Here is a 26,182-nt window from a genome sequence, read left to right on the forward strand (position 1 = left end):
CCTACGAAAACCATCCGGGGTTTCCCACGATTTCAATCACCTTGGTCTGACCACCCGGTTTTACAGATGCCGTCTAAGCTCTGGAGGGTCGATTTGCCTTGGTTCACGGAGGACTGAATATGCTGTTGTTGTGGATACTGGTTTTGATCGTTGGCGTGGCGTATCTCGCCCACCGACGTATTTCGCCTCTGCCCGCGTTGGGCATCGTTGCGGTCTACCTTTTGGCGATGGGGATATTCAGTCACGCACCGGGCTGGTTGTTGCTGGTGTTCTGGGTCTTGCTGGCGGTGGTCGCTGCACCGTTGCTGCTGCCCGACCTGCGCCGTAAGCACTTCACCGCGCCGCTGTTCAACTGGTTCCAGAAAACCCTGCCGCCGATGTCGCAGACCGAACGCGACGCGATCGATGCCGGTACCGTGTGGTGGGATGGCGAGCTGTTCAGCGGACGTCCGGACTGGGACAAATTGCTGGCCTACCCCAAGGCGCAACTGAGCGAAGAGGAACAGGCGTTCATTGACGGCCCAACCGAGGAACTCTGCGCGATGGTCACTGACTGGCAGATCGGCCAGTCGATGGACCTGCCACCCGAAGCCTGGGCGCATATCAAGGAACACGGTTTCTTCGCCCTGATCATCCCGAAAGAATTTGGCGGCAAAGGTTTCTCGGCTTACGCCCACTCACAGGTAGCGATGAAACTCGCTACCCGTAGCGGTGACCTCGCCTCCACCGTGATGGTGCCGAACTCCCTCGGCCCGGCCGAACTGCTGCTGCATTACGGCACCGACGAACAACGCAATCACTACCTGCCACGGCTGGCCCGTGGCGATGACATCCCGTGCTTCGCCCTCACCGGTCCGCTCGCCGGGTCCGATGCCGGTGCGATGCCCGACACCGGGATCATCTGCAAAGGCCAATGGGAAGGTCAGGAAGTCATCGGCCTACGCTTGAACTGGGAAAAGCGCTACATCACCCTCGGTCCGGTCGCGACCCTCCTCGGCCTCGCTTTCAAGGCCTACGACCCGGAGCATCTGCTGGGCGACAAGGAAGACCTTGGCATCAGCCTCGCGTTGATTCCGACCGACACCCCCGGCGTGGAAATCGGTCGTCGTCACCTGCCACTCGGCGCGGCGTTCATGAACGGCCCGAACTCGGGCAAAGACGTGTTTATCCCGCTGGACTTCCTCATCGGCGGTCAGGAGATGCTCGGCAAGGGCTGGATGATGCTGATGAACTGCCTGTCGGTCGGCCGTTCGATCTCGTTGCCGGCAGTCGGCACTGGCGCGGCCAAATTCACCAGCCTGGTCACTGGCCAGTACGCGCAGATTCGTGAGCAATTCAATGTACCGCTGTCGGCTTTCGAAGGTATTCAGGAAGCCATGGCGCGCATCGGCGGCAACGCCTGGATGATGGACGCGGCGCGGATGCTCACTGCCAACGCAGTGGATCTGGGCGAGAAACCGTCGGTGCTCTCGGCGATTCTCAAGTATCACCTCACCGAACGCGGCCGCGAGTGCATCAGCCACGCCATGGATGTGCATGGTGGCAAGGCGATCATCATGGGCCCGAACAACTACCTCGGGCGTAGCTGGAACGGCGCGCCGATCTTCATCACCGTGGAAGGTGCAAACATCCTGTCGCGCAACCTGATGATCTTCGGTCAGGGCGCGATTCGTTGCCATCCATTCGTGCTGAAGGAGATGGCCCTCGCTGGTCGTGAGGACAAGGATCAGGCGCTGAAAGAGTTCGATGGTCTGCTGCTCAAACACATCGGTTTCGCCGTAAGCAATGCGGCCAGTACGCTGGTGCTGAACCTCGGTTTCGGCCACTTCGAGCATGCGCCGGGCGACAAGATCAGCCAAGGCTACTTCCGCGCACTCAACCGCCAGGCCGCGGCGTTCGCCATGCTCGCCGACTTCAGCATGATGCTGCTGGGCGGCGAACTGAAACGTCGCGAGCGTCTGTCGGCACGTCTGGGTGATGTGTTGAGCAACCTGTATCTGGCCTCCGCCGCGCTCAAGCGTTATCACGATCTGGATTCGCCAGCGTACATGGAACCACTGTTCCGTTGGGCGATGGAAGAAAGCCTCGGCCAATCGGAGCGGGCGCTGGATGAATTGCTGCGCAACTTCCCGAACAAGGTGTTCGGTTGTCTCTTGCGAGCCATCGTGTTCCCGTTCGGTCGTCGTCACAAAGGCCCGTCGGACAAACTCGGTGCCGAAGTGGCAGGCGTGATTGGTCGCGCCAAAGGTGATCCGGCGCTGGAAGAGTTGCTTGCCGGTTGCTATCGCCCGCAATCGGCAGACGATGCAGTCGGCGCGCTGCAACACGCCAGTGATTTACTGAATGCCGCGCAGCCACTGCACAAAAAACTGCACACGTCGCTGAAAAGCGGTCAGGTCAAACCGGTCGCGGGTGAGCACGCCATCGATGCGGCGCTGGAGGCCGGGGTGTTGCAACCAGGAGAAGCACAGAGCCTGCGCGATGCCGAAGCCGCACGACGCAAGGTGATTGACGTCGATGACTTCGACAAAGAGGAATTGAAACTGGCAGAGGGCAAAGTCCGCTGATCCTGACAACCATGTCCAAGAGGGCGCGGGAGCTTTATACTCCCGCGCCCGTTTTGCTCTTGAGGACTTATCTCGTGTCCAACGTCGTTGCCGATCATCTTGTTTTGCTCGACCACCTGCGCAGTATCCTGGTCGCCGTAGGTGAGGCCGAACAGGTTCCCGAAGAAAGCCATGCCTTGTTCCTGGAGCGCTTCGACGAACTGCTGGCATCGCTGCCGATCGATCCGATCGAAAGCCAGTACCTGGGCCAGGACATCCTGACTCAAGTGATTAGCCGTTATCCACAAATCGCCCACCTGATCCCGCGCGATCTGTTGTGGTTCTTCGCCGGCGACTGCCTGCACTACTTGTCCGATGAAGAGATCGACCTGTATCAGGCACTGGAAGAACGTCGCTACGAAGCTGAACAGAACGATGAACCGTTCGACTGGAACCAGGAAAAACAACTGCTGGCGATGTCCGCTCAGGACAGCAAGCACTGATTTAACAATGGGTTGAAGATCAAAAGATCGCAGCCTTCGGCAGCTCCTACAGTGGACTCACGCAATCCTCTGTAGGAGCTGCCGAAGGCTGCGATCTTTTGCTTTGCGCTACAACAACCCTTCGCTTTCGGGCAATTCATACGCCATCGCCGCGTTGCTTTCCCCCACTGATTTGCCCGGCTTGCTCAAGGTCGGCTCTTTCTGCAGGCACTCCACCAGATAGTCGATGAACACCCGCAACTTGGGTGGCAGATAGCGTGTGGGCGAGTGCAGCAACCACAATCCGCCGTGATAGGACGCGAGGAACGTCCAGTCCGGCAACACCTGCACCACCAACTTTTGCTCAAGCGCGTAACGGGCGGTGAAATACGGCAGGCTGCCGATGCCGATGTGCTGCAACACCGCGCCCAGCCGCACACCGGTGTGATTGGCGGCATACCGACCGCGGACACCTACCGTCACCGCCTTACTGCCCTTCTTGAACTTCCAGCGCGCATCACTCGGGGTTTCCCCCAGATAAATACAACTGTGATTGAGCAGATCATGCGGGTGAGTCGGTACGCCGTGCTCGGCCAGGTACTGCGGCGTGGCACAGAGCAAATGGTCGATGGTCAGTAACTGCCGGCCGACCAGCCCGGCCGGTGGTCGATCCGTAATACGAATGGCCAGATCGACATGGTCGTCGATCAAATCGACCTGGCGATCCTCCAGCAACAACTCGACATCGACCTTGGGATAACGCCGCAGGAACTCGGGCATGTGCGGATGAATCACGAAGCGCCCCACCGCTTTCGGCACGCTGACGCGCACCAGTCCTTCCGCTTCATGGGTGAACTGGCCGCTGATTTCCATCACCGACTTGGCCGCGCTGACCATCTCCTGGCAGCGTTTGAACACCTCTTCGCCACCGTCACTCAAGCGCAGTTTGCGTGTAGTGCGCTGCAGCAGGCGCGTGGCCAAGGCTTTTTCCAGCCGCGAAATACTACGACTCACCGCTGACGGCGATGACCCCAACTGCCGAGCCGCTTCAGAGAAGCTACCGGTCTCGACGACCTTGACGAAAATCGCCATTTCACCAAGCAGCGGTAGCGGCAGATTGATGCTCACAGCGCACAAGTCCTTTGATGTTTGAACGGATTATCACGTTATTGCACGATTCATATAATAAAAAAAGAAACTTTAATAAGGGCATGGAATATGACACTTCGCCTCTTTTTCCATAGTGATGACCTCAAGGCCAATGTGGAAGTCCTCGACTGCACGCCCCAAGAGAACGAAATCGCCGTGGTCTTGCGCGCCACACTGTTTCATCCGCAAGGCGGCGGACAGCCGTGTGATACCGGTTGGATCGGTGAAAGCCAGGTACTGCGTGTGGTGCAGGAGCCGGACCGGATCATTCATTTTGTCGACCGGCCGGTGGAACTGGGCATGACCTGCATCCGCATCGACGAACAGCGCCGCCACTTCAATACACGCATGCATTCGGCCGGGCACCTGATCGGGCATTTCGTCCAGGCGCTGGGCTGGATGCCGATCAAAGCCCATCACTGGCCGGATGAAGGCCGAGTGCAATTCAAACCCGGCGACACCGCGCAGGAAGTCGATGCAGAGACCGTTCAACACGGGATCGACCAGTGGATCGAGCACGACCTGCCTCGCCTGACCTCGCTACGCGAAGGTGCGCGGGAAATCGGTTTTGGTGAACTGCCCGCCTATGGCTGCGGTGGCACCCACGTACGCAGCCTGAAGGATCTGGGCACAGTCACGATCGCGTCCCTTTCGCAGAAGAAAGGCACGTTATCTGTCCACTACAACGTGGATTGAGCATTTCGGGCGCTGCTTCACGCAGCGTCCGACGCCGGGGAACCGCATTCGCAGGTTCCGTTGACTATCGATAGATGGACCTAAAAAATGATGCTAGACGTCGAGCGTCTCGATGAGACGTGCATAAAAAAACTGGCCAACGAAGAAGTCCTCGCCATCCGCGTCAAAAGCTTTTTGCCTGAGCCGCTGGCCATTCAGATTGGCGACAAGATTCTCGCTCCTGGCTTTGAGGGTTACATCAACGCACCGAGTATCGGCCGCATCGGCATGGCATTTTACGAGGCGGAAAATCAGCCACTGCTGATTGAGGACTACTTCGAACGCGCCACCAGCAACATCGCTGAACTGCGCAATCGCTGCGCGCCCTACTCCTCACCGATCGACACCTTGCGCTGCATGCTCGACGAATCCTGGCCGGCCGGCGCACACCTGGAAAACCTCTACGGCCGAAAAATGTATGTCGGCCTTTCGCGCGTGGTGAAACCCGGGGTGTGCTTCCTCGCCCATCACGACATCTTCGCCAAGGATGCTCCGGACAGCTTCCAGGCCCGCAGTCTGGAAGCGCAGTTCGCCTGCAACGTCTATCTGAATATGCCGACCGAGGGCGGTGCGTTGCAGATATGGGACGACGACATCACCCCGGATCAATTCGACGAGATGCGTGGCGACAGTTATGGCATTGAACCAGCGCTGCTCGGCCCACCTGCGCTCGAAGTCCGACCGCAACCCGGCGATTTCATCATGTTCAATTCGCGACGCATGCATTCGGTGACCCCGGGCGTGGCCGATCCGCGCTTGAGCCTTTCCTTTTTTGTCGGCTATCGCGGCAATGCTTCACCCCTGACCTACTGGAGCTGAGATGTATTCGAATTATCTGGGCGAGTTTCTGGCGCTGGCTACCATTCACTTTCTGGCCGTGGTTGCTCCCGGCCCGGACTTCGCAGTCACCATTCGCCAAAGCGTACGGTTCGGCCGATTGGTAGGGATCTGCACGGCGCTGGGTATCGGCGCGGGGATTTCCGTGCACGTGCTCTACACGTTGTTGGGTGTCGGGGCATTGATGCACACCACCCCGTGGCTGCTGACTGTCGCCAAGGTGATTGGCGGTGCCTACATCCTGTATCTGGGCGTCAGCCTGCTGCGCAGCAAACCCAAATCGGCCGTTGAAGGTGAAAAAACCGCGGACGAGCCCGTGGTCGAACAAACTCTGTTCAAAGCTTTCAGCACCGGTTTTCTGACCAATGCAACCAACCCCAAGGCCACGCTGTTTTTCCTGGCCATCTTCACCACGATCATCAGCGCCAGCACGCCCCTGCAGATCCAGGCCTTTTACGGGCTGTGGATGTGCTTTGTGAATGCGCTGTGGTTTGTCGTGGTCGCGCTGTTCTTCTCAAGCAATCGGGTTCGCCTGCTGTTCATGCGCATGGGCCACTGGTTCGAGCGCACCATGGGCGTGGTGCTTATTCTGTTTGCTGGCCGACTGATGCTGTCCTGGTAAGCAGACGCACAACGCAAAAAGGCCCGCCGAATCGCTTCAGCGGGCCTTTTTCTTTATGGCTGATGACACAGCCACAAATCGCGCATACAAAAACGCCGCTCTATTGAGCGGCGTTTTTGTGAATTTGGAGCGGGAAACGAGACTCGAACTCGCGACCCCGACCTTGGCAAGGTCGTGCTCTACCAACTGAGCTATTCCCGCAATGGCGTCCCCTAGGGGACTCGAACCCCTGTTACCGCCGTGAAAGGGCGGTGTCCTAGGCCACTAGACGAAGGGGACACGCTACCCGGAACACATGGTGTGTGTTTCGGTGTCCAGATCCGTATCCGAAGACTTGGTTCTGGTTTCACTCAGCATCGCCCGAAAGCGCTACTGTTTAAAATTGGAGCGGGAAACGAGACTCGAACTCGCGACCCCGACCTTGGCAAGGTCGTGCTCTACCAACTGAGCTATTCCCGCATTGGCGTCCCCTAGGGGACTCGAACCCCTGTTACCGCCGTGAAAGGGCGGTGTCCTAGGCCACTAGACGAAGGGGACACACTACAACATTCACTCCCTGCTGCGCTTCGCTGTGTGCTTTACGCTGCAAGTGGCGCGCATTCTATGGATGGATTGAGAGGTCGTCAACCCCCTGATATAAATTTATTTAAATCAATGACTTCGACGACCTTTACGGCGGCAATCAGGCTTTTCCGTCGCCCGACGATTGACGCCTATATTCCGCCACTCGCCAAGACGCTATAGTCCACCCACAGTGATGGCAATCTGCACTCGCAGCGCCAGCATTCATATAAGCAGCGTGCGGCCGATACAGATTGAACCTGCCGATCCAACTCGTCGAGCGGCGCTAGGCGACTAAATGCCCAGCCACTACACTCGCATGCGAACCCTATAAAGAGGTCTTACCGGTGACACCACTCATGATCACCCTGCTAGTTGTAGCCGGGATCGCAATTCTGATCGCCATTGGCTACATGAACCATGTGGTGGAAAACAACAAACTGGAGAAGGCCCGCACCAAGGTCGAACTCAACGACCGCCTGCGCCGTTGCGGCGAACTGACCGAAACCTTCCCCGGCCAGTTCATGACCCCGGCGCTCAAGCTGCTGCTGACCCGCCTGGAACTGAACGTCTGCCAGCGCCTGCTGAACCTGGAAAAAACCAGCGCCACCACCAAAGCACGCATCACCGAACTGAGCGCCCTGGTCGCCCAAGGCGAATCGATCCCGGTCAACAACCCACCGGCACCGATCCTGACCGAAGCCAAAGCCAAAGACGTGCGCTTCCTGCTCGAAGCCCTCCACGGCCAGATCACCCGCGCCGCTCACGATGGTTTCCTGCCACCGAATGAAGCCAAGCACTGGATCCGCGAAGTCCGCCACATTCTGGTGTTGCTGCACATCGAATTCTTCAACAACCTCGGCCAACAGTCCCTGCAACAAAACCAGCCCGGCCAGGCCCGCCTCGCCTTCGAACGCGGCGTGCAATACCTGCGCAAACAGCAGGATCCGCAGATGTACGCAGAACAACTGCAATACCTGGAAAAACTCCTGGCCCGCGCGAACGCCCAGGTCATGGACAAGATTGCACCGGTTGAAGGTGAAGAAAACCAACTGACCGCCGGCCTCAAAGATGTAGAGGCAGACGCGGACTGGAAGAAGAAAGTGATTTACGACTGATTGCAGATGCTGGAAGAGAAGCCACCGAAAGGTGGCTTTTTTGTGGGCTCGCGGGAGTGAACCTGATAGAAAACCGGTGAATGTGAGGCCGCTTTCGCGAGCAGGCTCGCTCCCACAAGGGGGCTGAGTACATCTGACAGAGGTTGGTCGGCTGTCAGGCCGCCATCGCGAGCAGGCTTACTCCTACAAGGGGGGCTGAGTACATCTGACAGAGGTTGGTCGGCTGTCAGGCCGCCATCGCGAGCAGGCTCACTCCTACATTGGGGCTGAGTACATCCGATAGAGGTTGGTCGGCTGTCAGGCCGCCTTCGCGAGCAAGCTCGCTCCCACAGAAAAGCAAAAGCAACGCCCACCTCGCAACCGCATCAGCTTCTCACCACTCAACAGGATGAGCGTTAGCTCGGCTGCAGCTCTTGATCTGCAGGGCGACGTCGGAAGGCTGAGTGGAGGGATTGATCCGGGCGCGGGAGCGCAGCGACCGTTTGGCGCAGCCAAACACAGCGAGAGGAGGTGCAGCGAAGCAAACCGTAGGCGCTGCGCCCGGATCGATCCCGCAGCGAAGGAACCCCGAGCCCCAGCGAGCGGGCCGCACGTAGGAGCAAGCCTTTTTGGTTACTTTTTCGGCGTCTGGAAAAAGTGACCCGACGTAAGGGCGGAACCCTAATCAGCAACACCCGAAGCAACGGATATACACCCAAAACCCCAAGAGCATGGTCGGCCCAAAGGCCGCCAAGCGTCAAAGCGTCAAAGCGTCAAAGCGTCAAAGCGTCAAAGCGTCAAAGCGTCAAAGCCGAAAATGCCCAACCATCCCGCGCAACTCACTCCCCAACTGCGCCAGCTCAACACTCGAAGCCGCATTCCCACGCATCGCAATCGACGACTGATCCGCACTCGCACGAATACTCGTCACACTGCGATTGATCTCCTCCGCCACCGAACTCTGCTCCTCGGCCGCCGCCGCAATCTGCTGATTCATCTGCTGAATCAACGACACCGCCGCCGCAATACTCCCCAGCGCACTCTCAGTCTGCAACGCATCACTGACCGCCAGCTTCACCAGCTCGCCGCTGCTCTGAATCTGCTGCACCGAGGAATGCGCCGCCAAGCGCAAAGCACTGACCAGCCGTTCAATCTCCTCAGTCGATTGCTGCGTGCGCCGAGCCAGCGCGCGCACCTCATCAGCCACCACCGCAAAGCCCCTGCCCTGCTCCCCAGCCCGCGCAGCCTCGATCGCCGCATTCAGCGCCAATAGATTGGTCTGTTCGGCAACACTCTTGATCACCCCGAGCACCGTACCGATATTCTGGATTTCCGCACTAAGGCTTTCGATGCTCGAACTGGCCGACGTCGCCGAGTCAGCCAATTGCTCAATGCGCGCCATGCTCTGGCGCACCACCTGCTGCCCGCTCTCGACCTTGTCTTCCGCCGTCTGCGCGGCCAGCGCCGCTTCTTCGGCGTTGCGTGCAACGTCGTGAACGGTGGCGGTCATCTGGTTCATCGCCGTGGCAACCTGCTCGGTTTCTTCCTTCTGGCTGCTGACCTCAAGGTTGGTCTGCTCAGTGACTGCCGACAACGATTGCGCCGAACTGGCCAGTTGCTCGATCCCCGCCTGCAAACCACTGACGATGGTGCTCAGACCCGCGCCCATCTGTTGCATCGCCAGCATCAACTGGCCGATTTCGTCGCGACGGGTCACTGCCACGGTCGCACTCAAGTCACCGGCGGCAATCTGCTGCGCGACCTGAATCACACTGCGCAATGGCGCGACGATAAGTCGGGTGATCAGCCACGCAGCGAGTAATCCCACGAGCAATGCCAGCGCCGATGAGCCGATGATCAGCAGCGAGTTTTTCTTCAGTTCTGCCTGCATCGCGCCGTCTTCAGCGACATACGCCTGATTCACCCGCTCGACCACTTCGTTGGCACGCTGGTGCAATTGCTCGTAGACGGTTTTTTCCTGCGCGAGCAACCCGGTGTACTCGGCCAGTTTGTCGTTGAAACCGGCGATGTGCCCGGACACTTCATTGAGCACGGTCAGATAGCCCTCGTCCTTGACCGTGGTTTTCAATTCTTCGGCCTGCGCCTGCGCTTGTGCGGCCTGTTCGATATTGCCCTTGCCAGCACTGTCGGCATCGCCCTTGCGGCTTTGATCGAGACGAATCCGCGCTTCGTTCATCGCTTGCAGCATCAACCGCGAAACCTGGCTGACCTGACTGGCCTGCTCGATGAACTGTGCGCCATCCTTACCCTCGGTGTCCTTCAAGGTATAAGCACCGTCGTCGGCAAGTCCGGCCTGCAATACGTCAAGGTTATTGGCCACACTGGACACCGACCAACTGGCCATTTCCAGCGCCAGGTCCTTGGCCTGGGTCAACGACACAAACTCGTCGAACGCCTTACGATAAGCGCCCAGCGACTGCTGCACATCATTCATGACCGGCACATTCGCCGCCGACTGCGCTTTGAGCTGATCAGCCAGAGCAACCAGTTCGTCGACGCCCTTACGCAGAGCATCGGCCGTCTTCGGATCGCCCCGCAAGGCATATTCCTGCTCGAGCAGGCGCACCTTGAGCAAGCCACTGTTGAGCGAAGACATCTGTTTCAGCCCGTCGAAACGCTGACTGATGGTTTGCAGGGACCAGACGCCGATGGCCGCCACCAGCGCCGTCAGAAGCAAAACCAGCACAAACCCGATACCCAGTTTTTTCGCCATACCGAGGTTGGCAAAACGTCCTTGCATGGCCGAAATCATTGCGCGTAGTCCCCTGCCATTGTCAGTAGAGCGAAGAGTCGCAACGGCCATGAAGCAGCACAAGTCTCTGGCGTCGGAATAATGGCAAAAAGCTACGCCTGCGTCGTTTTCAGAACACTTGAGGTCGATCCGAACCGGTGTAGCGAAAAAACTGCCGGGCGCGTGGATCACAAGCGTAGGCGACGTTGATGCGCAGCCAATCGCCCGACTCGCCATGGGGACTGAATGCATCAGGCGCTGACAGCAACACGCCGCAACGTTGAGCCTGCCGACGCAGCCGAATCTGATCGGTCATGCGCGAGCGCGCCCAGATGAACAAGCCACCCGCAGGCTTGCCGAAAACCTCCCAGTCGGCGTCCTCCAGCGCCTGCAATGCAGCCGCGCGATCGGCATTCAGGCGTTGACGCTGGCGCTGCACCAGTTTGCGGTAAGCGCCGCTGACCATCAGGCTGGCCAGCACGGCTTCGGTAAACCTTGACGCCCCCAGACCGCTGATCATCTTGACCTGCGCCAGCCGTCTGACCATGTCGCTGTCGGCAAAAACGAAACCGACCCGCAACGAGCTGCTCAGCGTCTTGGAAAAACTGCCCACGTAAATGACTCGCCCCTCATCATCCAGAGCCGCCAGGCGCGTGCCGTTGCCGGTGTGCAAGTCTGCGTAGACATCGTCTTCGATCACGCGCAAATCGTAGGTCTTGCTCAGTTGCAGGATGCGTTGCGCTACGCTCGGCGACAGGCAACTGCCTGTGGGGTTGTGATGATGGCTGTTGATGAATAACGCGCCGGGGCGAAACTGTTGCAGCAACGCTTCCAGCGCTTCGATATCCGGCCCGTTCGGGGTACGACGCACCTCGAGCATGCGCACGCCGTGCATCCGCAGGAGATCGAACAACGGCGCGTAACCGGGCGTCTCGACCACCACGCAGTCTCCGGCCTTGAACAACGTTCGCACGATCAGATCAAGCGCATGGCTGGCGCCGCAGGTACTCAGCAACTGCGCACTGCGAGCCTCGATTCCGAACAGTTTCAGGCGCTTGGCGATTTGCTCGCGCAACGCTGGAAGCCCCAAGGGCGTGCTGTAGTTGAACAGGCTGGCCATGTCGGTGCGAGCCACCTCGCGCAGGGCATAACTGAGGTCGTCAGGTTCACGCCAGCTATGCGGCAGTCCGCCCGCGCCAAGTTTCAAGCCTCCCGCGGCCTCGCACACGGCATCGCACCAGGCGAACCGGCCCTCGAATGGTGCCAGCTCATCTTCTGCGCCTGTTACCGAGGGCGAGGCGGCGACAATGAACCCGGTGCCCTGGCATGAACTCAGAACACCCTGCGATACCAGCCGCTCACACGCCTCGACCACACACGACTGGCTGAGCAGATTGCCCCGGGCGATTTGCCGCACGGACGGCAAACGGGTGGCCGGCGGTACGCCACTTTGCAGGATCCACTCGGTCAGTCCGTCAACAATCTGCTGCACGACCGGCACCATTGCCTGTCGATCAATTCTCAATTCCATGAGCAAGCAAACTCCTGTCCGTTTTGCTGGCGGCAGTAAATCACAGCCGCGCCGGACAGGCTGTGCGACAACGCCGCCAAAAGCGACCGTTCTAACCGTTTGATACACATTGTTTAAGAGGCTTCACGGAACTGACCGCTGCCCACAAAAAAGCCAGCAACGAATGCGGGCTGTTGTTCTTGGGCGTGATTCAGAAAGCGGTGACGCCGCCATCCACTGCCAGCGAGTGGCCGGTGGTGAATGCCGCACCGTCGCTGCACAGGTACAACACGGCACTGGCGATTTCCTCGACTTTGCCGATGCGCCCGACCGGGTGCATGGCGTTGGCGAACTCACCCTTCTTCGGGTCGGCCTCGTAAGCACGGCGGAACATGTCGGTATCGATCACCGCCGGACACACAGCGTTGACACGGATTTTCTTCTTCGCGTATTCGATGGCCGCCGATTTGGTCAGACCGATCACCGCGTGCTTCGACGCCGCGTAGATGCTCATCTTCGGCGCCGCGCCCAGTCCCGCTACCGAGGCGGTGTTGACGATCGCCCCGCCGCCCTGCGCCAGCAACAGCGGCAGCTGATACTTCATGCACAGCCAGACGCCTTTGACGTTGACGCCCATGATCGCGTCGAACTCATCCATCGAGCCGTCGGCCAGTTTGCCTTTTTCGATTTCGATGCCGGCATTGTTGAAGGCGTAGTCGAGACGGCCGTAAGTGTTGATGACCTCGTCCATCAGATTCTTCACTTCGCTTTCGACGGTCACGTTGCAGCGCACGAAAGTCGCTTCGCCGCCGGCTGTACGAATCAGCGCCACTGTGCCCTCGCCCCCTGCCGCGTCCAGATCGGCGACCACCACTTTCAGGCCTTCGGCGGCGAACGCCTGGGCGGTCGCACGGCCAATGCCGTTGGCCGCGCCAGTGACTACAGCAACCTGACCGGAAAACGTCATGCTCATTGTTATGTCCTCGAAGGGATAGATGCAGGGGATGTGTGGAGTGGCAGCATAGCTATTGAGGTCTGCCGAGCGTCAGCACTATCCAATGGCTGTTTATGTGCCCATGCGTCGCAGTGATAAAACCGGCCAGGTGATCATCACTGCACTGGATCGGCGTGCATTCGCCGCATCAGCCAACCTTGCGCCAATACCGTCGAGGGTCTATCAACAAGGCTTCATTCCGTTCGAGTGCCTGCCATGACCAACCACACCAATCGTCAGTTCCTGCTCGCCAAACGCCCGGTGGGTGCGGCTACCCGCGAGACCTTCACCTATCAGGAAGTACCGGTCGGCGAACCGGCGGCGGGCCAGATTCTGGTCAAGAACGAATACCTGTCCCTCGATCCGGCGATGCGTGGCTGGATGAACGAGGGCAAGTCCTACATCCCGCCGGTCGGTATCGGTGAAGTCATGCGCGCGCTGGGCGTAGGCAAAGTCATTGCTTCGAACAACCCTGGCTTTGCGGTCGGGGACTACGTCAACGGCGCCATTGGCGTGCAGGATTATTTCCTCGGCGAGCCAAGAGGTTTCTACAAAGTCGATCCGAAACTGGCGCCGCTGCCGGTGTACCTGTCAGCGCTGGGCATGACCGGCATGACCGCCTACTTCGCCCTGCTGGATGTCGGCGCACCGAAGGCCGGCGACACCGTGGTGTTGTCCGGTGCAGCGGGTGCAGTGGGCAGCATCGCCGGGCAGATTGCCAAGCTCAAAGGCTGCCGCGTGGTTGGCATTGCCGGCGGCGCCGACAAGTGCAAATTCCTTATTGATGAGTTGGGTTTTGACGGTGCCATCGACTACAAGTCCGAAGATGTCGTGGCAGGGCTTAAACGCGAATGCCCGAAAGGCGTCGATGTGTATTTCGATAACGTTGGCGGCGACATCCTCGATGCGGTGTTGAGCCGTTTGAACATGAAGGCGCGGGTGGTTATCTGCGGCGCGATCAGCCAGTACAACAACAAGGAAGCGGTCAAGGGGCCGGCCAACTACCTGTCGCTGCTGGTCAACCGTGCGCGGATGGAAGGTTTTGTGGTGATGGATTACGCGGCGCAATACGCCAGCGCTGCGCAGGAAATGGCCGGCTGGATGGCCAAGGGGCAGCTCAAGAGCAAGGAAGATATCGTCGAAGGGCTGGAGACCTTTCCGGAAACGCTGATGAAATTGTTCAGCGGTGAGAACTTCGGCAAGTTGGTGTTGAAAATCTAAAACCACTTCAAAACAAATGTAGGAGTGAGCCTGCTCGCGATAGCGGTGTGTCAGTCAACATTAACTTTGTTTGACACACCGCTATCGCGAGCAGGCTCACTCCTACGGGGTTATGCGGTGCCTGATCAGGCGATTTCGGCTACGACCGAAGCCAATGCCTTGGCCGGATCCGCCGCCTGGCTGATCGGACGGCCAATCACCAGATAATCGGAACCGGCATCCAGCGCCTGACGCGGAGTCAGAATGCGGCGCTGATCGTCCTGCGCGCTGCCCGCCGGACGAATTCCCGGGGTCACCAGTTGCAGCGAAGGGTGCGCAGTTTTCAGTGCCGAGGCTTCCAGCGCCGAGCACACCAGACCGTCCATGCCAGCCTTTTCGGCCAGCGCGGCCAGACGCAGCACTTGCTCTTGTGGCTCGATATCCAGACCGATACCGGCCAGGTCTTCACGCTCCATCGAGGTCAGCACAGTCACGCCAATCAGCAACGGCTGCGGGCCGCTGCGTTTATCCAGCTCTTCACGGCAAGCGGCCATCATGCGCATGCCACCGGAGCAATGCACGTTGACCATCCACACGCCCATCTCGGCAGCGGCTTTCACGGCCATCGCGGTGGTGTTGGGAATGTCGTGGAATTTCAGGTCGAGAAATACTTCGAAACCCTTGTCACGCAGGGTGCCGACAATTTCTGCGGCGCAACTGGTGAACAGTTCCTTGCCCACTTTGACCCGGCACAGTTTCGGGTCCAACTGGTCGGCCAGCTTCAGTGCGGCGTCACGGGTAGGGAAATCCAGGGCGACGATGATAGGAGTCTGGCAGGCGGACATGAATGGGCTCTCAGGCAGGTCGAAATCGGCGCGCATTGTAGCGGAACCGGCGGCGGCGCGGCACCCGATGATCGGTAAATCGTCGCCTCGGCCGTGATCAGCATAGCGCTCGCTGCTATTGTGTCGACTCCGATACACAGCCGACACGCCAGCAACAAGCGCCCACGCTAGCCTCGCCAGCCGCAACACGTCCTTACATCAGCACTTCCCGCCTCACCGCCGGACGCCTATGCTGAAACCACCACCTCGCAGCCCATTTTTTGTGGTTGGCGGCCTACTGGCAGATGAACAGCCTCATGCACAACACCCAAATGACCGCGACGGACGAGCCTAAAGACGACAAACGCTGGAGCATTCGCGCGCTGATCGTCGACGATGACGTGCCGATCCGCGAGCTGATGATTGACTACCTCGCCCGCTTCAATATCCACGCCAGCGGCGTCACCGACGGCGCGGCGATGCGTCAGGCGCTGCTCGCCGAGCATTTCGATGTTGTCGTGCTGGACCTGATGCTGCCCGGCGAAGACGGCTTGTCGCTGTGCCGCTGGCTGCGCGCCGAATCGGACATCCCGATCCTGATGCTCACCGCCCGTTGCGAACCGACCGACCGCATCATCGGCCTGGAACTGGGCGCCGACGACTATATGGCCAAACCGTTCGAGCCACGCGAACTGGTCGCGCGCATTCAGACCATTCTGCGCCGGGTGCGCGACGATCGAACCGAACAGCGGGCGAACATTCGTTTCGACAACTGGCGTCTGAACAGCGTCCTGCGCCAGTTGATCGCCGACGATGGTCTGGTGGTGCCGCTGTCCAACGCCGAATTCCGCCTGCTGTGGGTGTTTATCGAACGTCCGCGTCGGGTACTCAGCCGCGAGCAACTGCTCGATGCTGCCCGTGGCCGCTCGATCGAAGCCTTCGACCGCAGCATCGACCTGCTGGTCTCGCGTCTGCGGCAGAAACTCGGCGACGACCCGAAAGCCCCGCAGTTGATCAAAACCGTGCGCGGTGAGGGTTACCTGTTCGACGCGCGGGACATCGGCTGATGCGGGCGCGCTTCGACACGCTGTTCGGGCGCCTGTTTGGCGTGCTGTTCGTGGCGATTGTCCTGGCGCACCTGCTGGCGTTCGCCTGGTTCCACCACTACGGGCCACCGCCGCCCCCGCCGCCACCGGAGTTCTCTCAAGGCGCCGAAGGGCAACCGATGGCACATGATCCGCGCTACCCGCCACGGCCACCGCGTCCGTGGTTCGGTGGCCCGGTGGTGCCGCTGACCTTTCAATTCATCACGCTGATGATCGCGGCCTGGTACGGCGCCAAACTGCTCAGTCGCCCGATCCAGCGCCTGAGCGACGCCGCCGAACGCCTCAGCGAAGACCTCGACAGTCCGCCGCTCGACGAGTCCGGCCCGCGGGAATCGCGACAAGCCGCCTACACCTTCAACCTGATGCAGCAACGCATTCGCGAACAGGTGCAGCAGCGCGCGCGGATGCTGGGCGCGGTTTCCCATGATCTGCGCACACCGTTGTCACGCCTGAAACTGCGCCTGGAAAACATCAGCGATGAAAAGCTGCAAGGCCAGATGCGTCAGGACCTCGACGACATGATCGGCATGCTCGACGCCACCCTCACCTACCTGCACGAACAGCGCACCAGCGAAGCGTTGCAGTTGATGGACGTGCAGGCGCTGGTCGAATCACTGTGCGAAAACGCGCAGGATCAAGGCGCCGACGTACAGGTCAGCGGCCATTGCGCACCGTTGCCGGTACAGCCGATGGCGCTGCGTTCGTGCCTCAACAACCTCATGGACAATGCGCTGCGTTATGCCGGCCAGGCACGCATCGAATTGCAGGATCAACGCGAGCAACTGCTGATCCGCGTAATCGATCACGGTCCGGGGATTGCCGAGGACAAGCGTGAAGCGGTGTTTGAACCGTTTTATCGCTTGGAAGGCTCGCGCAATCGCAACTCCGGCGGCGTCGGGCTGGGTATGACGATTGCCCGCGAAGCGGCACAGCGTTTGGGTGGCCAACTCAATCTTGACGAAACACCGGGCGGCGGCCTCACCGCCATCATTCGCCTGCCGCGCACCTGAGAAACACACATCCCCTTGTAGGAGTGAGCCTGCTCGCGATAGCGGTTTATCTGTGAGAGTTGCTTTGACTGACACACCGCTATCGCGAGCAGGCTCACTCCTACAGGGGGGTGGAGGTGAAATTTCAGTCTGTGTACCCACCGGTACAAATCCCACATACTCCCGACAACTTGCGCCCCGACGCTGCATAAGCCGGTACACCCACCGGTTTTCCATTCCAGGGAGTGAGCCCGATGATCGGTAGCGTCAGCAACTACACGAGCTATACCAGCACCAGCAGTACCTCCACGCAAAACGCCCGCAGCCAGCAACTGCAAAAAGAACTGTTCGCCAAACTCGACAGCAACGGCGACGGCGCGGTGGATCAGGACGAACTGAAAAGCGCCCTGTCACAGAAATCCGACGACGGCCTGCTGGTCAACCTGAGCAAACAGTTCGGCGATCTGGACAGCGACGCCAGCGGCAGCCTCAGCGCCGAAGAAATGACCGCCATGGCGCCCCCTCCGCCACCGCCACACGATCAAGCCCCAGACACCGACCTCGCCGACGCCCTGATCAGCGCCCTCGACAGCGACGGTGACGGCGCCATCAGCAGCGACGAACTGAGCAGCGGCCTCACCAGTGCCGGCAGCACTGCCGACAGCAACGAAATCTTCTCCGCCCTCGACAAGAACAAGGACGGCACCGTCAGCCAGGACGAACTCACCGCCAGCCTGACCCCGCCACCTCCACCGCCGCCACACATCAACAGCGACGAACTGTTCAGCCAACTTGATGCGGATGGCGACGGCAGCGTGACCGCGACAGAACTCGGCAGCGCACTGCAAGCCAGCGACAGCGCGACTTCAACCACCAGCACTGACACCAGTGCCGCGCTGCTCAAGGTGCTCGATAGCGACAGCAGCGGCGGTGTAAGCAGCGACGAGCTGAAAGCGGCGTTACAGGCTGGGAGAGAACGACCAGAGGAAGAGCAGACCGCCTCGACCCAGAGCACGACAGAAGCCCTGAATCGCATGATTGCCAATTTGAGCAAGCAGTATTCGCTGGAGAAAACGGCGTCGGTTGGCAAGTATTTGAATGTGGCGACTTGAGTCGACGACATTATTTGCCGCGGAAAATCAAAAGCCCCTCACCCTAGCCCTCCCGAAACGTCGGACCGCCCGTAGGGAGAGGGGACTGATCGAGGTGTTTGGACGAGTTACGCCGACGTGAAATACCGAGTCGAACTCAGATTCTGAAACAGATCAAAAGCCCCTCACCCTAACCCTCTCCCCGAGGGAGAGGGGACTGATCTGAGGTGTTTGGACGAGCTACACCGACGTGCGCTACCGCGTTGAACTCAGATTTTGAAAAGCCCGAAAATCGGCTCCCTCTCCCTCGGGAGAGGGCTGGGGTGAGGGGCGAATCCAACACCGAACAAAAGCCGACCGCATGCTCTTCACCACTCAACAGGATGAGCGTTAGCTCGGCTGCAGCTCTTGATCTGTAAGGCGACGTCGGAAGGCTGAGTGGAGGGATTGATCCGGGCGTGGGAGCGCAGCGACCGTTTGGCGCAGCCAAACACAGCGAGAGGAGGTGCAGCGAAGCAAACCGTAGGCGCTGCGCCCGGATCGATCCCGCAGCGAAGGAACCCCGAGCCCCAGCGAGCGGGCCGCACGTAGGAGCAAGCCTTTTGGGTTACCTTTTCGGCGTCTGGAAAAGGTGACCCGCCGTAAGGGCGGAACCCTAAGCAGCCGTTACCGCAGCAACGGATATTCACCCAAACCCAAAACCCAAACTGCTAGCGCCGCTCTTCAACCCGAGACTGACTCTTACTCCAATCCGTCAACAAACTATAAGCCACCGCCAACAACGTAGGCCCGATAAACAACCCGATAAACCCAAACGCAATCAACCCGCCAAACACCCCAAGCAACACAATCACCAACGGCAAATTCCCCCCGCGACTGATCAGATACGGCTTGAGAACGTTATCCACCCCACTGATGACAAACGTCCCCCAGATCCCGAGAAACACCGCCATCCCGTACTCACCCTTCCACGCCAGCCAAGCCGTCGCCGGCACCCACACCAACGGCGGCCCCATCGGAATCAGACTCAACAGGAAGGTGACAATCCCGAGCACCAACGCCCCCGGCACCCCGGCAATCAAAAACCCGATCAACGCCAGAACCGCCTGCGCCGCTGCCGTCCCGATCACCCCGTTGACCACGCGCTGCACAGTCCCGGCGACCAGCTCGATGTAATAGCCCGCGCGATCACCGATCAAGCGCTCCAGCAAACTGTGCACAAAAGCCGCCAACCGTGGCCCGTCACGATAGAAAAAGAACACAAAGACAATGCTCAACGTCAGCTCGAGAATCCCGCCGCCAATCTGCGCACTGCGCGCCAGCAGCCAGTTACCGACCTGCCCCAGATACGGCTTGATCGACACCATCAGTGCGGCGCCCTGCTGATCAATGCTGTTCCAAAGCCCGACCAGACGCTCGCCCACAAACGGCAGAGTCCCCAGCCACACCGGTGCCTCCGGTAGACCGTCGACCTGCACATCCTTGATAAATGCCGTGGCATCGCGCACATGATCCGCCAGGTTGAACCCCAGCCACACCAGCGGCGCTGCCACGAGCAACATCCAGCCCAACGTCAGAATCGCCGCAGCCAGCGATTCCCGGCCATTGAGCCAGCGGGTCAACAGGCGCATCAGCGGCCAACTGGCAAACGCCAGCACCGCGCCCCAGAACAGGGCCGACCAGAACGGCGCCATCACCCACAGGCTGGCACCAAACAACACCAGCAGCAGGATCTGCACCAGCAGGCGATCGTTATTGAGCATGTAAGGTCTCGAAAAAGTCAGTCAGGCAAAGAGTAGGCGAACACGCAGTTCGTGCTCGCCCGAAACAGCTTAACGCAACAGATCGATGCGCAGGCCAGAGCCTTCGACACTGCCGGTCTCCATGCGTGCCGCCCGCACGCCCTGATTGATCAGGGCCTGCCGCCAGGCCTCGGCTTTTGGCCCGGACACCGTTACACGCAACGTCGTATCGAGATTAAGGCCACGGGAAATCAGGCGTAGCCATGTATCGTCCGGATCATTCACGCGATCAGGGAAATCCAGTTCACCGGTGCTTTTCAACTGCCGTAACAGGGTCGCCGAGGTCGGCAGCAGCTCACCCAACGGTGCAGCCGCCTCGAACTGTTCGACATGCAGATAGGCTTTGCGGTTGCCGCGCGTGATGCTGTAAAGCGCCACCAGCGTGTTGTCACGCGGTGCGGCCAGCCTCAACAACAGATACGCCTGCTGTTCGTCAGCACCGTACAACTTGGCGTTGCCGAACACCTCGTTGGCCCACAGGCTGCTTTCACCGCAATCACGCGCCTGACACCAGAACAGCAATTCGGCGTCCAGCTTTTGCAGGGCTTCACGAGCGGCAGTAAAGGCTTCGGTGGCGGAGTGTTCGGGGGGCAACTCGTAGGTCACCGAAGTGGTCTGGCCACGGGCGGTGACCTGGCCGTCGAAACGCAGCTGCCCGCTGATCTTGCGGATCGAGCCCAGCGGATAGATCCGCTCAAGCGCCACAGGCGGGCGGTAGTCGACGATCTGTGCATCAGCCAGACGCGGCACGATCTGCAGATCCTGACTGCCCGGCACATCGGCGGCGAACGAAACGGTACTGAAACAGCACAGTGCCAACAGACTGAGTGACCGCATAGTCAGGCTCATCGGATCGGCAATGCTGGATGATTCGAGGTCGCAGCGGTGTAGAAATCCATCGTGGTTGTCTCCCATTTCAACCCGCCCAGCCTCGACAGTTGCCCGCAGCAAGTCAAGGAATGGCGAAGAACCGATTGAAACAGTCTGCGACAAGGATCGCCCCGGCCTCATCGTTCAGGTGCAAATGGTGCCCGCCCGCCAACTGTTCCCGGCTAAAGGGTAGACGCTCCAGCAGCTCCGGATGTTTGGCGAGCATGCCGTCAGCCGCGACCACCAGCTGCGCCGGACAACTGACCCGCAGCGCGAAAGCCATTGCCTGTTCCTGGGTCAGACGCAGCGGCGATGGCAGGGTCAGGCGATTGTCGGTGCGCCAGGTGTAACCGCCGGGCACCGGCATCAGACCGCGCTGGGCCAACAATTCAGCCGCCTCACGGCTGACCGCCACCAGACCTTTCATGCGCGCTTCGATGGCACGGTCGAGGGTGTTGTAAACCGGTTTGCGCTTCTCGCGCAGATCCAGTTGCGCTTGCAGGGCCATGCCCATGCGCTCGGCGGCGTTTTCGCCTTTGTCTGTAGGAGGAATGACGCCGTCGATCAGCGCCAGATGGCTGATGCGTTCCGGCAGCGAACCCGCCAGCACCATGGAAACGATAGCGCCCATCGAATGCCCGAGCAGGCCGAAACGCTTCCAGCCCAGTTGTTCGGCGACTTGCAGCACGTCATGGGCGTAATCCCACAGCGCATAGCCGGCGCCGTTCGGCCGATGCCCGGAGTGCCCGTGCCCGGCCATGTCCAACGCAATGATGCGCAAGCCTTTGAGTTTGGGCGCCAATCGGGCAAAGCTGTTGGCATTGTCGAGCCAGCCATGCAGTGCAATCACCGGCAGACCGTCCTCGGGGCCGAACAAATGCGCGGCCAGCTCGATATGCGGCAGGCTCAGGCGCACTTCTTCGAAGGTCGGACTCATGCGCAATCCTTGTCCTGACGGTTTTCCCAACGGCTAAACAGATTCTTCAACAACCGTGCGGTGTCCTGTGGCCGCTCAAGCGGGAACATGTGGCCGCCAGGCATGCTCAGCGCCTCGCCCTGGGCCAGACGCGAAACGAAACGGGTGTGATGACGCATGACCACGCGGCTCTTGTGCCCGCGCACCACCGCCAGCGGGACCTGTAATTGCCGGGTGCGTCCGGGGCTGGTGTGCGGCACGCCGCGATAGATGCTGATCTCGGTGGCCGGATCGAAGCGCAGGCGCAGTTTGTCACCGACCTGGTGCAAACCATGTTGCAGGTAGGCATCGAAGCATTCCGGATCGAAACCACGGAACAGTGTCTTGCCAGCAAAATAGCTGCGCGCACTGTCGAGGTCGGCGAACTCCTCGCGCCGGCCCAACGTGCGGCCGGCCGGGGTCAGTCTGTCGATGAAGCCAAAGCGCTTGGCCGCGCGAATCACCCATTGATCGGTGCGGGTCAGCACCGGCGAATCGAGCATCACCACGCCGCGATACAGCTCAGGGCAACGCAGCGCCGCGTGCAAGTGCAGTACGCCGCCGAACGAATGGCCGACGCCCCACACCGGCTGATCCTGCTGCTGCAAATGGTGGATCAACTCGTCGACGAGGTTGTACCAGTTGTCATCCGCCGGAAAACGCGGGTCATGGGCATGCTGCTCCAGATGCGCGACCCGGTACTCGGGCGCCAGCGCCGCGAACAATTTGCCATAGGTGCCCGAAGGGAAACCGTTGGCGTGGGCGAAAAAGATCGGTTGCGACATGCGGGTAAATCCATGAGCGGGAAACGTGGCGTTGATTGTCCGTAAGACCGCGCCTTACAGCAATGACCGTAACTGCCAGGAATGATGACAGTCAGGTCAAAGCTATGGGCAAATCGGTAATCAACGCGCAGGCGGCTGCTCACCCAGCGGCACCACAGCCATAGTCAGCCGCGACACACAACTGGCCTTGCCTTCATCACTGGTCAAGCGAATGTCCCACACATGGGTGGTGCGACCGATATGAATCGGCTTCGCCACCGCCGTCACCCGTCCACTGCGCAAACCGCGCAAATGGTTGGCGTTGATCTCAAGCCCCACGCAATAAAACTTGCTGGCATCGATGCAAAGGTAACTGGCCATCGAACCAACGGTTTCCGCCAGCACCACCGAGGCGCCGCCGTGCAGCAAACCGTAGGGCTGATGGGTACGATGGTCGATGACCATGCTCGCGGTCAGCGATTCTTCGTCGAACGCTTCGAAGCGGATGTCCAGCACTTCGCCGATCGTGTTCTTCTGGATTGCGTTCAACTGCTCGATGTTCGGAGTGGTACGCCACAAGCTCATCGCAGACTTCCTTTGTTGTTGTAGTGGTCGCTCAATCCTGCCACAGCACCGCCTCGCTGCGCTCGCTCCATTCCTCGAAACGCGCGCCATAGGTGTCTTCGATGACGTTGCGTTTGATCTTCAGGGTCGGCGTCAGGAAGCCGTTTTCCACCGCCCAACTGTCCTTGACCACCACCAACCGACGCAGGCGTTCATGCTTGTCGAGTACGGCGTTGACCTCTTCCAGCAGTTTCTCAAGGCTCGAATGCAGGCTCGCCCGGCCCTCGTCTTGATTGACCGTCGACAACACGCACAAACCCAACGGGGCACTCAAACCGTCACCGACCACGCACACCTGTTCGATCCGTGAATGCACCGCCAGACGATTTTCGATCGGTGCCGGGGCAACATATTTGCCCTTGCTGGTCTTGAAGATCTCCTTGAGTCGGCCAGTCAGGCGCAGGCGCCCTTCAGCATCCTGTTCGCCCTTGTCACCGGTGCGCAGAAAACCGTCCTCGGTCAACGTTTCAGAGGTTTTCTGCGGTTCCTTGAAATAGCCGAGCATGTTCGCCTGACTGCGCACCTGCACCTCGCCCGACGCATCGATACGTACTTCGACATCCGGGCACGGCTTGCCGATCCAGCCCTGCTTGTATTGCCCCGGCAGGCAGATGTGCGAGTAGCCGCAACTCTCGGTCATGCCGTAGACCTCCAGCACATCCAGGCCTAGTTTCTGATACCAGGCGAGCAAGGTCTGCGGCACCGGCGCGGCACCGGACAGCGCCACGCGCAAAGCATCCAGCCCCAGGCCTGCCAGTACCTTGTGTCCAACGCGCTTGCCAATGAAGGGCAGACCGAGAAGAAAATCCAGACGTTTCGCCGGGATCTTGCTGTACACGCCCATCTGGAATTTGGTCCAGATGCGTGGCACGCCGAACATCGCGGTCGGCCGCGCTCGCTGCAGGTCAGTGATGAAGGTCTCAAGGCTCTCGGCGAAGAAAACCGTCTGCCCGGTGTAGATCGACGCCAGTTCTACGAACATGCGCTCGGCGACGTGGCACAGCGGCAAGTACGAGAGCAATCGATCGTTCTCGTTAAGCCCGAACAGTTGCGTGCCGCGTGTCGTGGCGAAACCGAGATTGGCAAAACTGTGCATCACGCCTTTGGGCAGGCCGGTGGTGCCGGAGGTGTAAATGATCGTCGCCAATTGCTCGGCCGCCGGACGTGGATCGTCCTGAATTGGCGAGCTGCGCTGCAAGTCCGCCCAACTGAAATTGAAATCCCCGGGCGGGTGCAGCGGCAGGCTGATGGTCGGCAGATCCGCCGGCACGCCTTTGGACATGCCCGGCCAGTCGTCGAGTTTGCCAATGAACGCGAGAACGCTTTCCGAGTGATTGAGCACCTGCGCTACGGAGTCGGCGGTGAGATTGGGATACAGCGGAACAGAAACGTGCCCGGCCATCCAGATCGCCAGATCGGCGATGATCCAGTGCGCACAGTTTTTCGAGATCAGGGCGATATGGCTGCCCTGCGGCAATTCCCGCGCACGCAACCAATGCGCGGCGCAGCGGGCCTGATGGCCGACATCCGCCCAGCTCAGCGTCTCGACCTGGCCGCCGCCAATGGGCTGCACGAGGAAGCGCTGGCGCGGGTGCCGGGCTTCACGTTCGTAGAACACGTCCAGCGGCAAACGGAAGGCGGCAGACATGCGACTCGCTCCTGTTTTTTGGGTCTGGAGCAAGCGTAGTCAACCAAGCAAGTGCTTGGTTGGAAAATTCACACAAATAATTTCAGGGTGTACGCGGTACCTGTAGGAGTGAGCCTGCTCGCGATAGCGGTGTATCAGTCAGCATTAATGCCGAATGAAACGGCCTCATCGCGAGCAGGCTCACTCCTACAGGGGTCGGTGTTTACAACTTCAGGGATGTTTGAGGCTGTTGAGGGTCATGGAGCCGATCAGCAGCTCTGCGCTTTCAAGCTCAGCCAACCCGGCGGTACTGACCTTCTCCGGCGGATACCCGGCGCCATGCTGCAAATAGCTGAGCAAATTGCCCACCAACGGGTTGTGGCTGACCAGCAGGACGTTGCTCACCGAGACCAATTGATCGGTGACTTTGTCCGGGTCAACCTCCGGCGTCAGCCACTCGACCGTGCGAATTTCCGGCTCGAAACCCAGCGCCTCACGGACAATCTGCGCAGTCTGTTGCGCGCGCAGATAAGGGCTGGCGTAGATCGCCGTCAGCGGCTGGCCGATCAAATGGGCCGCGCTGTTCAAGACTTCTTTACGACCGTGCTCGGTCAGCTCCCGTTCGGAGTCAGGGCATGAGCCGTAACGCACGGCCTCACCGTGACGCAATACCCAGAGTTTCATAGCTTGGGTTCCTCATCTCGAACCGGATGCGGTGCCGGTGCGACGGCGTGCGGCGCTTCACCTTCCGGAGTACGCGGGGTTGGCCAGTCGGCGAACGGCCACGGTTTCTGGTCGCTGTGGAAACTGCCGAAACGGCCGATCTGCGCCAGAAACTGGCTCAGGCTGTCGCCGAAATTCATCAGGCTGGCGCTCGGGGCGCCATAGATCAAACGATAGATCAATTGCACCAGCACCACCGCGCCGAGGATGAACTGCGCCACTTGCCAGACCAGCACGTAGACGATCATCCACAACACACGCAGAAGGATGGATTCGTACTTGGCTTCGGTTTTCGGATCGTTCATGACTTGCTCCGTGCTGA

General features: G+C 59.9%; 24 protein-coding genes, 4 tRNA genes and 1 pseudogene. 11 read left to right on the plus strand and 18 right to left on the minus strand.

The features are described from left to right. The first annotated feature begins 119 nt into the window (after window positions 1–119). Complete coding sequence (locus tag H8F23_RS09125) at window positions 120–2,567, plus strand: acyl-CoA dehydrogenase (RefSeq protein ID WP_194934104.1); 2,448 nt, start codon at window positions 120–122, stop codon at window positions 2,565–2,567. Window positions 2,568–2,641: 74 nt separating this feature from the next. Then, on the plus strand, window positions 2,642–3,049 hold the full coding sequence (locus H8F23_RS09130) for a PA2817 family protein (RefSeq protein ID WP_039760212.1): 408 nt from the start codon (window positions 2,642–2,644) through the stop codon (window positions 3,047–3,049). 108 nt (window positions 3,050–3,157) lie between these two features. Here the strand turns inward: H8F23_RS09130 and H8F23_RS09135 are convergent, their stop codons facing one another. Then, entirely contained in the window at window positions 3,158–4,156 is a 999-nt protein-coding gene (locus H8F23_RS09135) for a LysR family transcriptional regulator (protein ID WP_093435485.1), read from the minus strand. A gap of 90 nt (window positions 4,157–4,246) precedes the next feature. Between H8F23_RS09135 and H8F23_RS09140 the strand changes: the two genes are divergently transcribed. The 3 genes from H8F23_RS09140 (at window position 4,247) to H8F23_RS09150 (ending at window position 6,371) form a co-directional block, all read left to right on the plus strand. Then, window positions 4,247–4,873, plus strand: a complete 627-nt coding sequence (locus tag H8F23_RS09140; protein WP_194934105.1) for an alanyl-tRNA editing protein — start codon at window positions 4,247–4,249, stop codon at window positions 4,871–4,873. Between the two features lie 87 nt (window positions 4,874–4,960). Next, complete coding sequence (locus H8F23_RS09145) at window positions 4,961–5,731, plus strand: 2OG-Fe(II) oxygenase (RefSeq protein WP_194934107.1); 771 nt, start codon at window positions 4,961–4,963, stop codon at window positions 5,729–5,731. A gap of 1 nt (window position 5,732) precedes the next feature. Then, window positions 5,733–6,371 carry a LysE family translocator gene (locus H8F23_RS09150; RefSeq protein ID WP_194934109.1) on the plus strand — a complete coding sequence of 213 codons (639 nt, stop codon included), beginning with the start codon at window positions 5,733–5,735 and terminating at the stop codon, window positions 6,369–6,371. Between the two features lie 125 nt (window positions 6,372–6,496). Here H8F23_RS09150 and H8F23_RS09155 read toward each other — a convergent pair. The 4 genes from H8F23_RS09155 to H8F23_RS09170 all read right to left on the minus strand — a co-directional run bounded on the left by H8F23_RS09155 (window position 6,497) and on the right by H8F23_RS09170 (window position 6,908). Continuing rightward, window positions 6,497–6,572: transfer RNA gene (locus H8F23_RS09155), tRNA-Gly, on the minus strand. 2 nt (window positions 6,573–6,574) lie between these two features. After that, a tRNA-Glu gene (locus H8F23_RS09160) sits at window positions 6,575–6,650 on the minus strand. 104 nt (window positions 6,651–6,754) lie between these two features. Then, a tRNA-Gly gene (locus tag H8F23_RS09165) sits at window positions 6,755–6,830 on the minus strand. 2 nt (window positions 6,831–6,832) lie between these two features. Beyond that, window positions 6,833–6,908: transfer RNA gene (locus H8F23_RS09170), tRNA-Glu, on the minus strand. Window positions 6,909–7,291: 383 nt separating this feature from the next. Between H8F23_RS09170 and H8F23_RS09175 the strand changes: the two genes are divergently transcribed. Then, window positions 7,292–8,050: a hypothetical protein gene (locus H8F23_RS09175; protein ID WP_176471267.1), complete on the plus strand. Its 759-nt coding sequence runs from the start codon at window positions 7,292–7,294 to the stop codon at window positions 8,048–8,050. A 784-nt stretch (window positions 8,051–8,834) separates the two neighbouring features. Here the strand turns inward: H8F23_RS09175 and H8F23_RS29270 are convergent. From H8F23_RS29270 to H8F23_RS09190, 4 genes and pseudogenes are all read right to left on the minus strand, one after another. After that, entirely contained in the window at window positions 8,835–9,716 is an 882-nt protein-coding gene (locus H8F23_RS29270; protein WP_407692555.1) for a methyl-accepting chemotaxis protein, read from the minus strand. Next, window positions 9,696–11,018 (minus strand): annotated as a pseudogene (locus H8F23_RS29275) (HAMP domain-containing protein); the annotation flags it as partial. The pseudogene H8F23_RS29275 and the gene H8F23_RS29270, both read right to left, overlap by 21 nt. Continuing rightward, the gene (locus H8F23_RS09185) at window positions 10,912–12,312 is read right to left on the minus strand and encodes an aminotransferase-like domain-containing protein (protein WP_194934112.1); all 1,401 of its coding nucleotides are present in this window, start codon (window positions 12,310–12,312) and stop codon (window positions 10,912–10,914) included. The gene H8F23_RS09185 and the pseudogene H8F23_RS29275, both read right to left, overlap by 107 nt. Window positions 12,313–12,502: 190 nt before the next feature. Then, window positions 12,503–13,264, minus strand: a complete 762-nt coding sequence (locus H8F23_RS09190; protein ID WP_016983635.1) for an SDR family oxidoreductase — start codon at window positions 13,262–13,264, stop codon at window positions 12,503–12,505. Between the two features lie 103 nt (window positions 13,265–13,367). Between H8F23_RS09190 and H8F23_RS09195 the strand changes: the two genes are divergently transcribed. Then, complete coding sequence (locus H8F23_RS09195) at window positions 13,368–13,505, plus strand: hypothetical protein (protein WP_194934114.1); 138 nt, start codon at window positions 13,368–13,370, stop codon at window positions 13,503–13,505. Beyond that, a complete protein-coding gene (locus H8F23_RS09200) occupies window positions 13,502–14,506 on the plus strand; it encodes an NADP-dependent oxidoreductase (RefSeq protein WP_194934115.1) in 1,005 nt (334 codons plus the stop codon). Before H8F23_RS09195 ends, H8F23_RS09200 begins: the two co-directional genes overlap by 4 nt. A gap of 125 nt (window positions 14,507–14,631) precedes the next feature. On the opposite strand, the gene pyrF is transcribed toward H8F23_RS09200, so the two are convergent. After that, window positions 14,632–15,330: an orotidine-5'-phosphate decarboxylase gene (gene pyrF, locus H8F23_RS09205; protein WP_176471268.1), complete on the minus strand. Its 699-nt coding sequence runs from the start codon at window positions 15,328–15,330 to the stop codon at window positions 14,632–14,634. A gap of 296 nt (window positions 15,331–15,626) precedes the next feature. On the opposite strand from pyrF, the gene H8F23_RS09210 reads away from it, so the two are divergent. From H8F23_RS09210 to xopAW, 3 genes are all read left to right on the plus strand, one after another. Beyond that, window positions 15,627–16,376 carry a response regulator gene (locus H8F23_RS09210; RefSeq protein WP_016983639.1) on the plus strand — a complete coding sequence of 250 codons (750 nt, stop codon included), beginning with the start codon at window positions 15,627–15,629 and terminating at the stop codon, window positions 16,374–16,376. Continuing rightward, on the plus strand, window positions 16,376–17,425 hold the full coding sequence (locus tag H8F23_RS09215) for a sensor histidine kinase (RefSeq protein WP_194934116.1): 1,050 nt from the start codon (window positions 16,376–16,378) through the stop codon (window positions 17,423–17,425). Before H8F23_RS09210 ends, H8F23_RS09215 begins: the two co-directional genes overlap by 1 nt. 233 nt (window positions 17,426–17,658) lie before the next feature. Beyond that, complete coding sequence (gene xopAW, locus H8F23_RS09220) at window positions 17,659–18,516, plus strand: XopAW family type III secretion system calcium-binding effector (RefSeq protein ID WP_194934118.1); 858 nt, start codon at window positions 17,659–17,661, stop codon at window positions 18,514–18,516. 689 nt (window positions 18,517–19,205) lie between these two features. On the opposite strand, the gene H8F23_RS09225 is transcribed toward xopAW, so the two are convergent. The 8 genes from H8F23_RS09225 to H8F23_RS09260 form a co-directional block, all read right to left on the minus strand. Then, complete coding sequence (locus H8F23_RS09225) at window positions 19,206–20,258, minus strand: AI-2E family transporter (RefSeq protein WP_194934120.1); 1,053 nt, start codon at window positions 20,256–20,258, stop codon at window positions 19,206–19,208. A gap of 69 nt (window positions 20,259–20,327) precedes the next feature. After that, window positions 20,328–21,134 (minus strand): DUF4892 domain-containing protein, encoded by an 807-nt coding sequence (locus H8F23_RS09230; protein ID WP_194934121.1) that lies wholly within the window; start codon window positions 21,132–21,134, stop codon window positions 20,328–20,330. Window positions 21,135–21,249: 115 nt separating this feature from the next. Next, a complete protein-coding gene (locus H8F23_RS09235) occupies window positions 21,250–22,104 on the minus strand; it encodes an alpha/beta hydrolase (protein WP_194934122.1) in 855 nt (284 codons plus the stop codon). Then, window positions 22,101–22,907, minus strand: a complete 807-nt coding sequence (locus H8F23_RS09240; protein ID WP_194934123.1) for an alpha/beta fold hydrolase — start codon at window positions 22,905–22,907, stop codon at window positions 22,101–22,103. Before H8F23_RS09240 ends, H8F23_RS09235 begins: the two co-directional genes overlap by 4 nt. Window positions 22,908–23,027: 120 nt before the next feature. After that, complete coding sequence (locus H8F23_RS09245) at window positions 23,028–23,471, minus strand: hotdog fold thioesterase (RefSeq protein WP_042560476.1); 444 nt, start codon at window positions 23,469–23,471, stop codon at window positions 23,028–23,030. A gap of 31 nt (window positions 23,472–23,502) precedes the next feature. Next, the gene (locus tag H8F23_RS09250) at window positions 23,503–25,158 is read right to left on the minus strand and encodes an AMP-binding protein (protein ID WP_194934125.1); all 1,656 of its coding nucleotides are present in this window, start codon (window positions 25,156–25,158) and stop codon (window positions 23,503–23,505) included. 210 nt (window positions 25,159–25,368) lie between these two features. After that, on the minus strand, window positions 25,369–25,821 hold the full coding sequence (gene sixA / locus H8F23_RS09255; RefSeq protein WP_194934126.1) for a phosphohistidine phosphatase SixA: 453 nt from the start codon (window positions 25,819–25,821) through the stop codon (window positions 25,369–25,371). Continuing rightward, complete coding sequence (locus H8F23_RS09260; RefSeq protein ID WP_008087808.1) at window positions 25,818–26,165, minus strand: DUF4389 domain-containing protein; 348 nt, start codon at window positions 26,163–26,165, stop codon at window positions 25,818–25,820. The genes sixA and H8F23_RS09260 overlap by 4 nt, the downstream gene beginning before the upstream one ends. Window positions 26,166–26,182 lie beyond the last annotated feature (17 nt).

Origin of the sequence: Pseudomonas neuropathica, from assembly GCF_015461835.1 — a bacterium.
GTDB classification, from domain to species: domain Bacteria; phylum Pseudomonadota; class Gammaproteobacteria; order Pseudomonadales; family Pseudomonadaceae; genus Aquipseudomonas; species Aquipseudomonas neuropathica.

Coding starts and splice junctions, on each gene's coding strand:
- H8F23_RS09125 (WP_194934104.1), top strand. CDS start 120: ATGCTGTTGTTGTGGATACTGGTTTTGATCGTTGGCGTGGCGTATCTC.
- H8F23_RS09140 (WP_194934105.1), top strand. CDS start 4,247: ATGACACTTCGCCTCTTTTTCCATAGTGATGACCTCAAGGCCAATGTG.
- H8F23_RS09145 (WP_194934107.1), top strand. CDS start 4,961: ATGATGCTAGACGTCGAGCGTCTCGATGAGACGTGCATAAAAAAACTG.
- H8F23_RS09150 (WP_194934109.1), top strand. CDS start 5,733: ATGTATTCGAATTATCTGGGCGAGTTTCTGGCGCTGGCTACCATTCAC.
- H8F23_RS09175 (WP_176471267.1), top strand. CDS start 7,292: ATGATCACCCTGCTAGTTGTAGCCGGGATCGCAATTCTGATCGCCATT.
- H8F23_RS29270 (WP_407692555.1), bottom strand. CDS start 9,716: ATGCTGGCGATGCAACAGATGGGCGCGGGTCTGAGCACCATCGTCAGT.
- H8F23_RS09185 (WP_194934112.1), bottom strand. CDS start 12,312: ATGGAATTGAGAATTGATCGACAGGCAATGGTGCCGGTCGTGCAGCAG.
- H8F23_RS09190 (WP_016983635.1), bottom strand. CDS start 13,264: ATGAGCATGACGTTTTCCGGTCAGGTTGCTGTAGTCACTGGCGCGGCC.
- H8F23_RS09195 (WP_194934114.1), top strand. CDS start 13,368: ATGCGTCGCAGTGATAAAACCGGCCAGGTGATCATCACTGCACTGGAT.
- H8F23_RS09200 (WP_194934115.1), top strand. CDS start 13,502: ATGACCAACCACACCAATCGTCAGTTCCTGCTCGCCAAACGCCCGGTG.
- pyrF (WP_176471268.1), bottom strand. CDS start 15,330: ATGTCCGCCTGCCAGACTCCTATCATCGTCGCCCTGGATTTCCCTACC.
- H8F23_RS09210 (WP_016983639.1), top strand. CDS start 15,627: ATGCACAACACCCAAATGACCGCGACGGACGAGCCTAAAGACGACAAA.
- H8F23_RS09215 (WP_194934116.1), top strand. CDS start 16,376: ATGCGGGCGCGCTTCGACACGCTGTTCGGGCGCCTGTTTGGCGTGCTG.
- xopAW (WP_194934118.1), top strand. CDS start 17,659: ATGATCGGTAGCGTCAGCAACTACACGAGCTATACCAGCACCAGCAGT.
- H8F23_RS09225 (WP_194934120.1), bottom strand. CDS start 20,258: ATGCTCAATAACGATCGCCTGCTGGTGCAGATCCTGCTGCTGGTGTTG.
- H8F23_RS09230 (WP_194934121.1), bottom strand. CDS start 21,134: ATGCGGTCACTCAGTCTGTTGGCACTGTGCTGTTTCAGTACCGTTTCG.
- H8F23_RS09235 (WP_194934122.1), bottom strand. CDS start 22,104: ATGAGTCCGACCTTCGAAGAAGTGCGCCTGAGCCTGCCGCATATCGAG.
- H8F23_RS09240 (WP_194934123.1), bottom strand. CDS start 22,907: ATGTCGCAACCGATCTTTTTCGCCCACGCCAACGGTTTCCCTTCGGGC.
- H8F23_RS09245 (WP_042560476.1), bottom strand. CDS start 23,471: ATGAGCTTGTGGCGTACCACTCCGAACATCGAGCAGTTGAACGCAATC.
- H8F23_RS09250 (WP_194934125.1), bottom strand. CDS start 25,158: ATGTCTGCCGCCTTCCGTTTGCCGCTGGACGTGTTCTACGAACGTGAA.
- sixA (WP_194934126.1), bottom strand. CDS start 25,821: ATGAAACTCTGGGTATTGCGTCACGGTGAGGCCGTGCGTTACGGCTCA.
- H8F23_RS09260 (WP_008087808.1), bottom strand. CDS start 26,165: ATGAACGATCCGAAAACCGAAGCCAAGTACGAATCCATCCTTCTGCGT.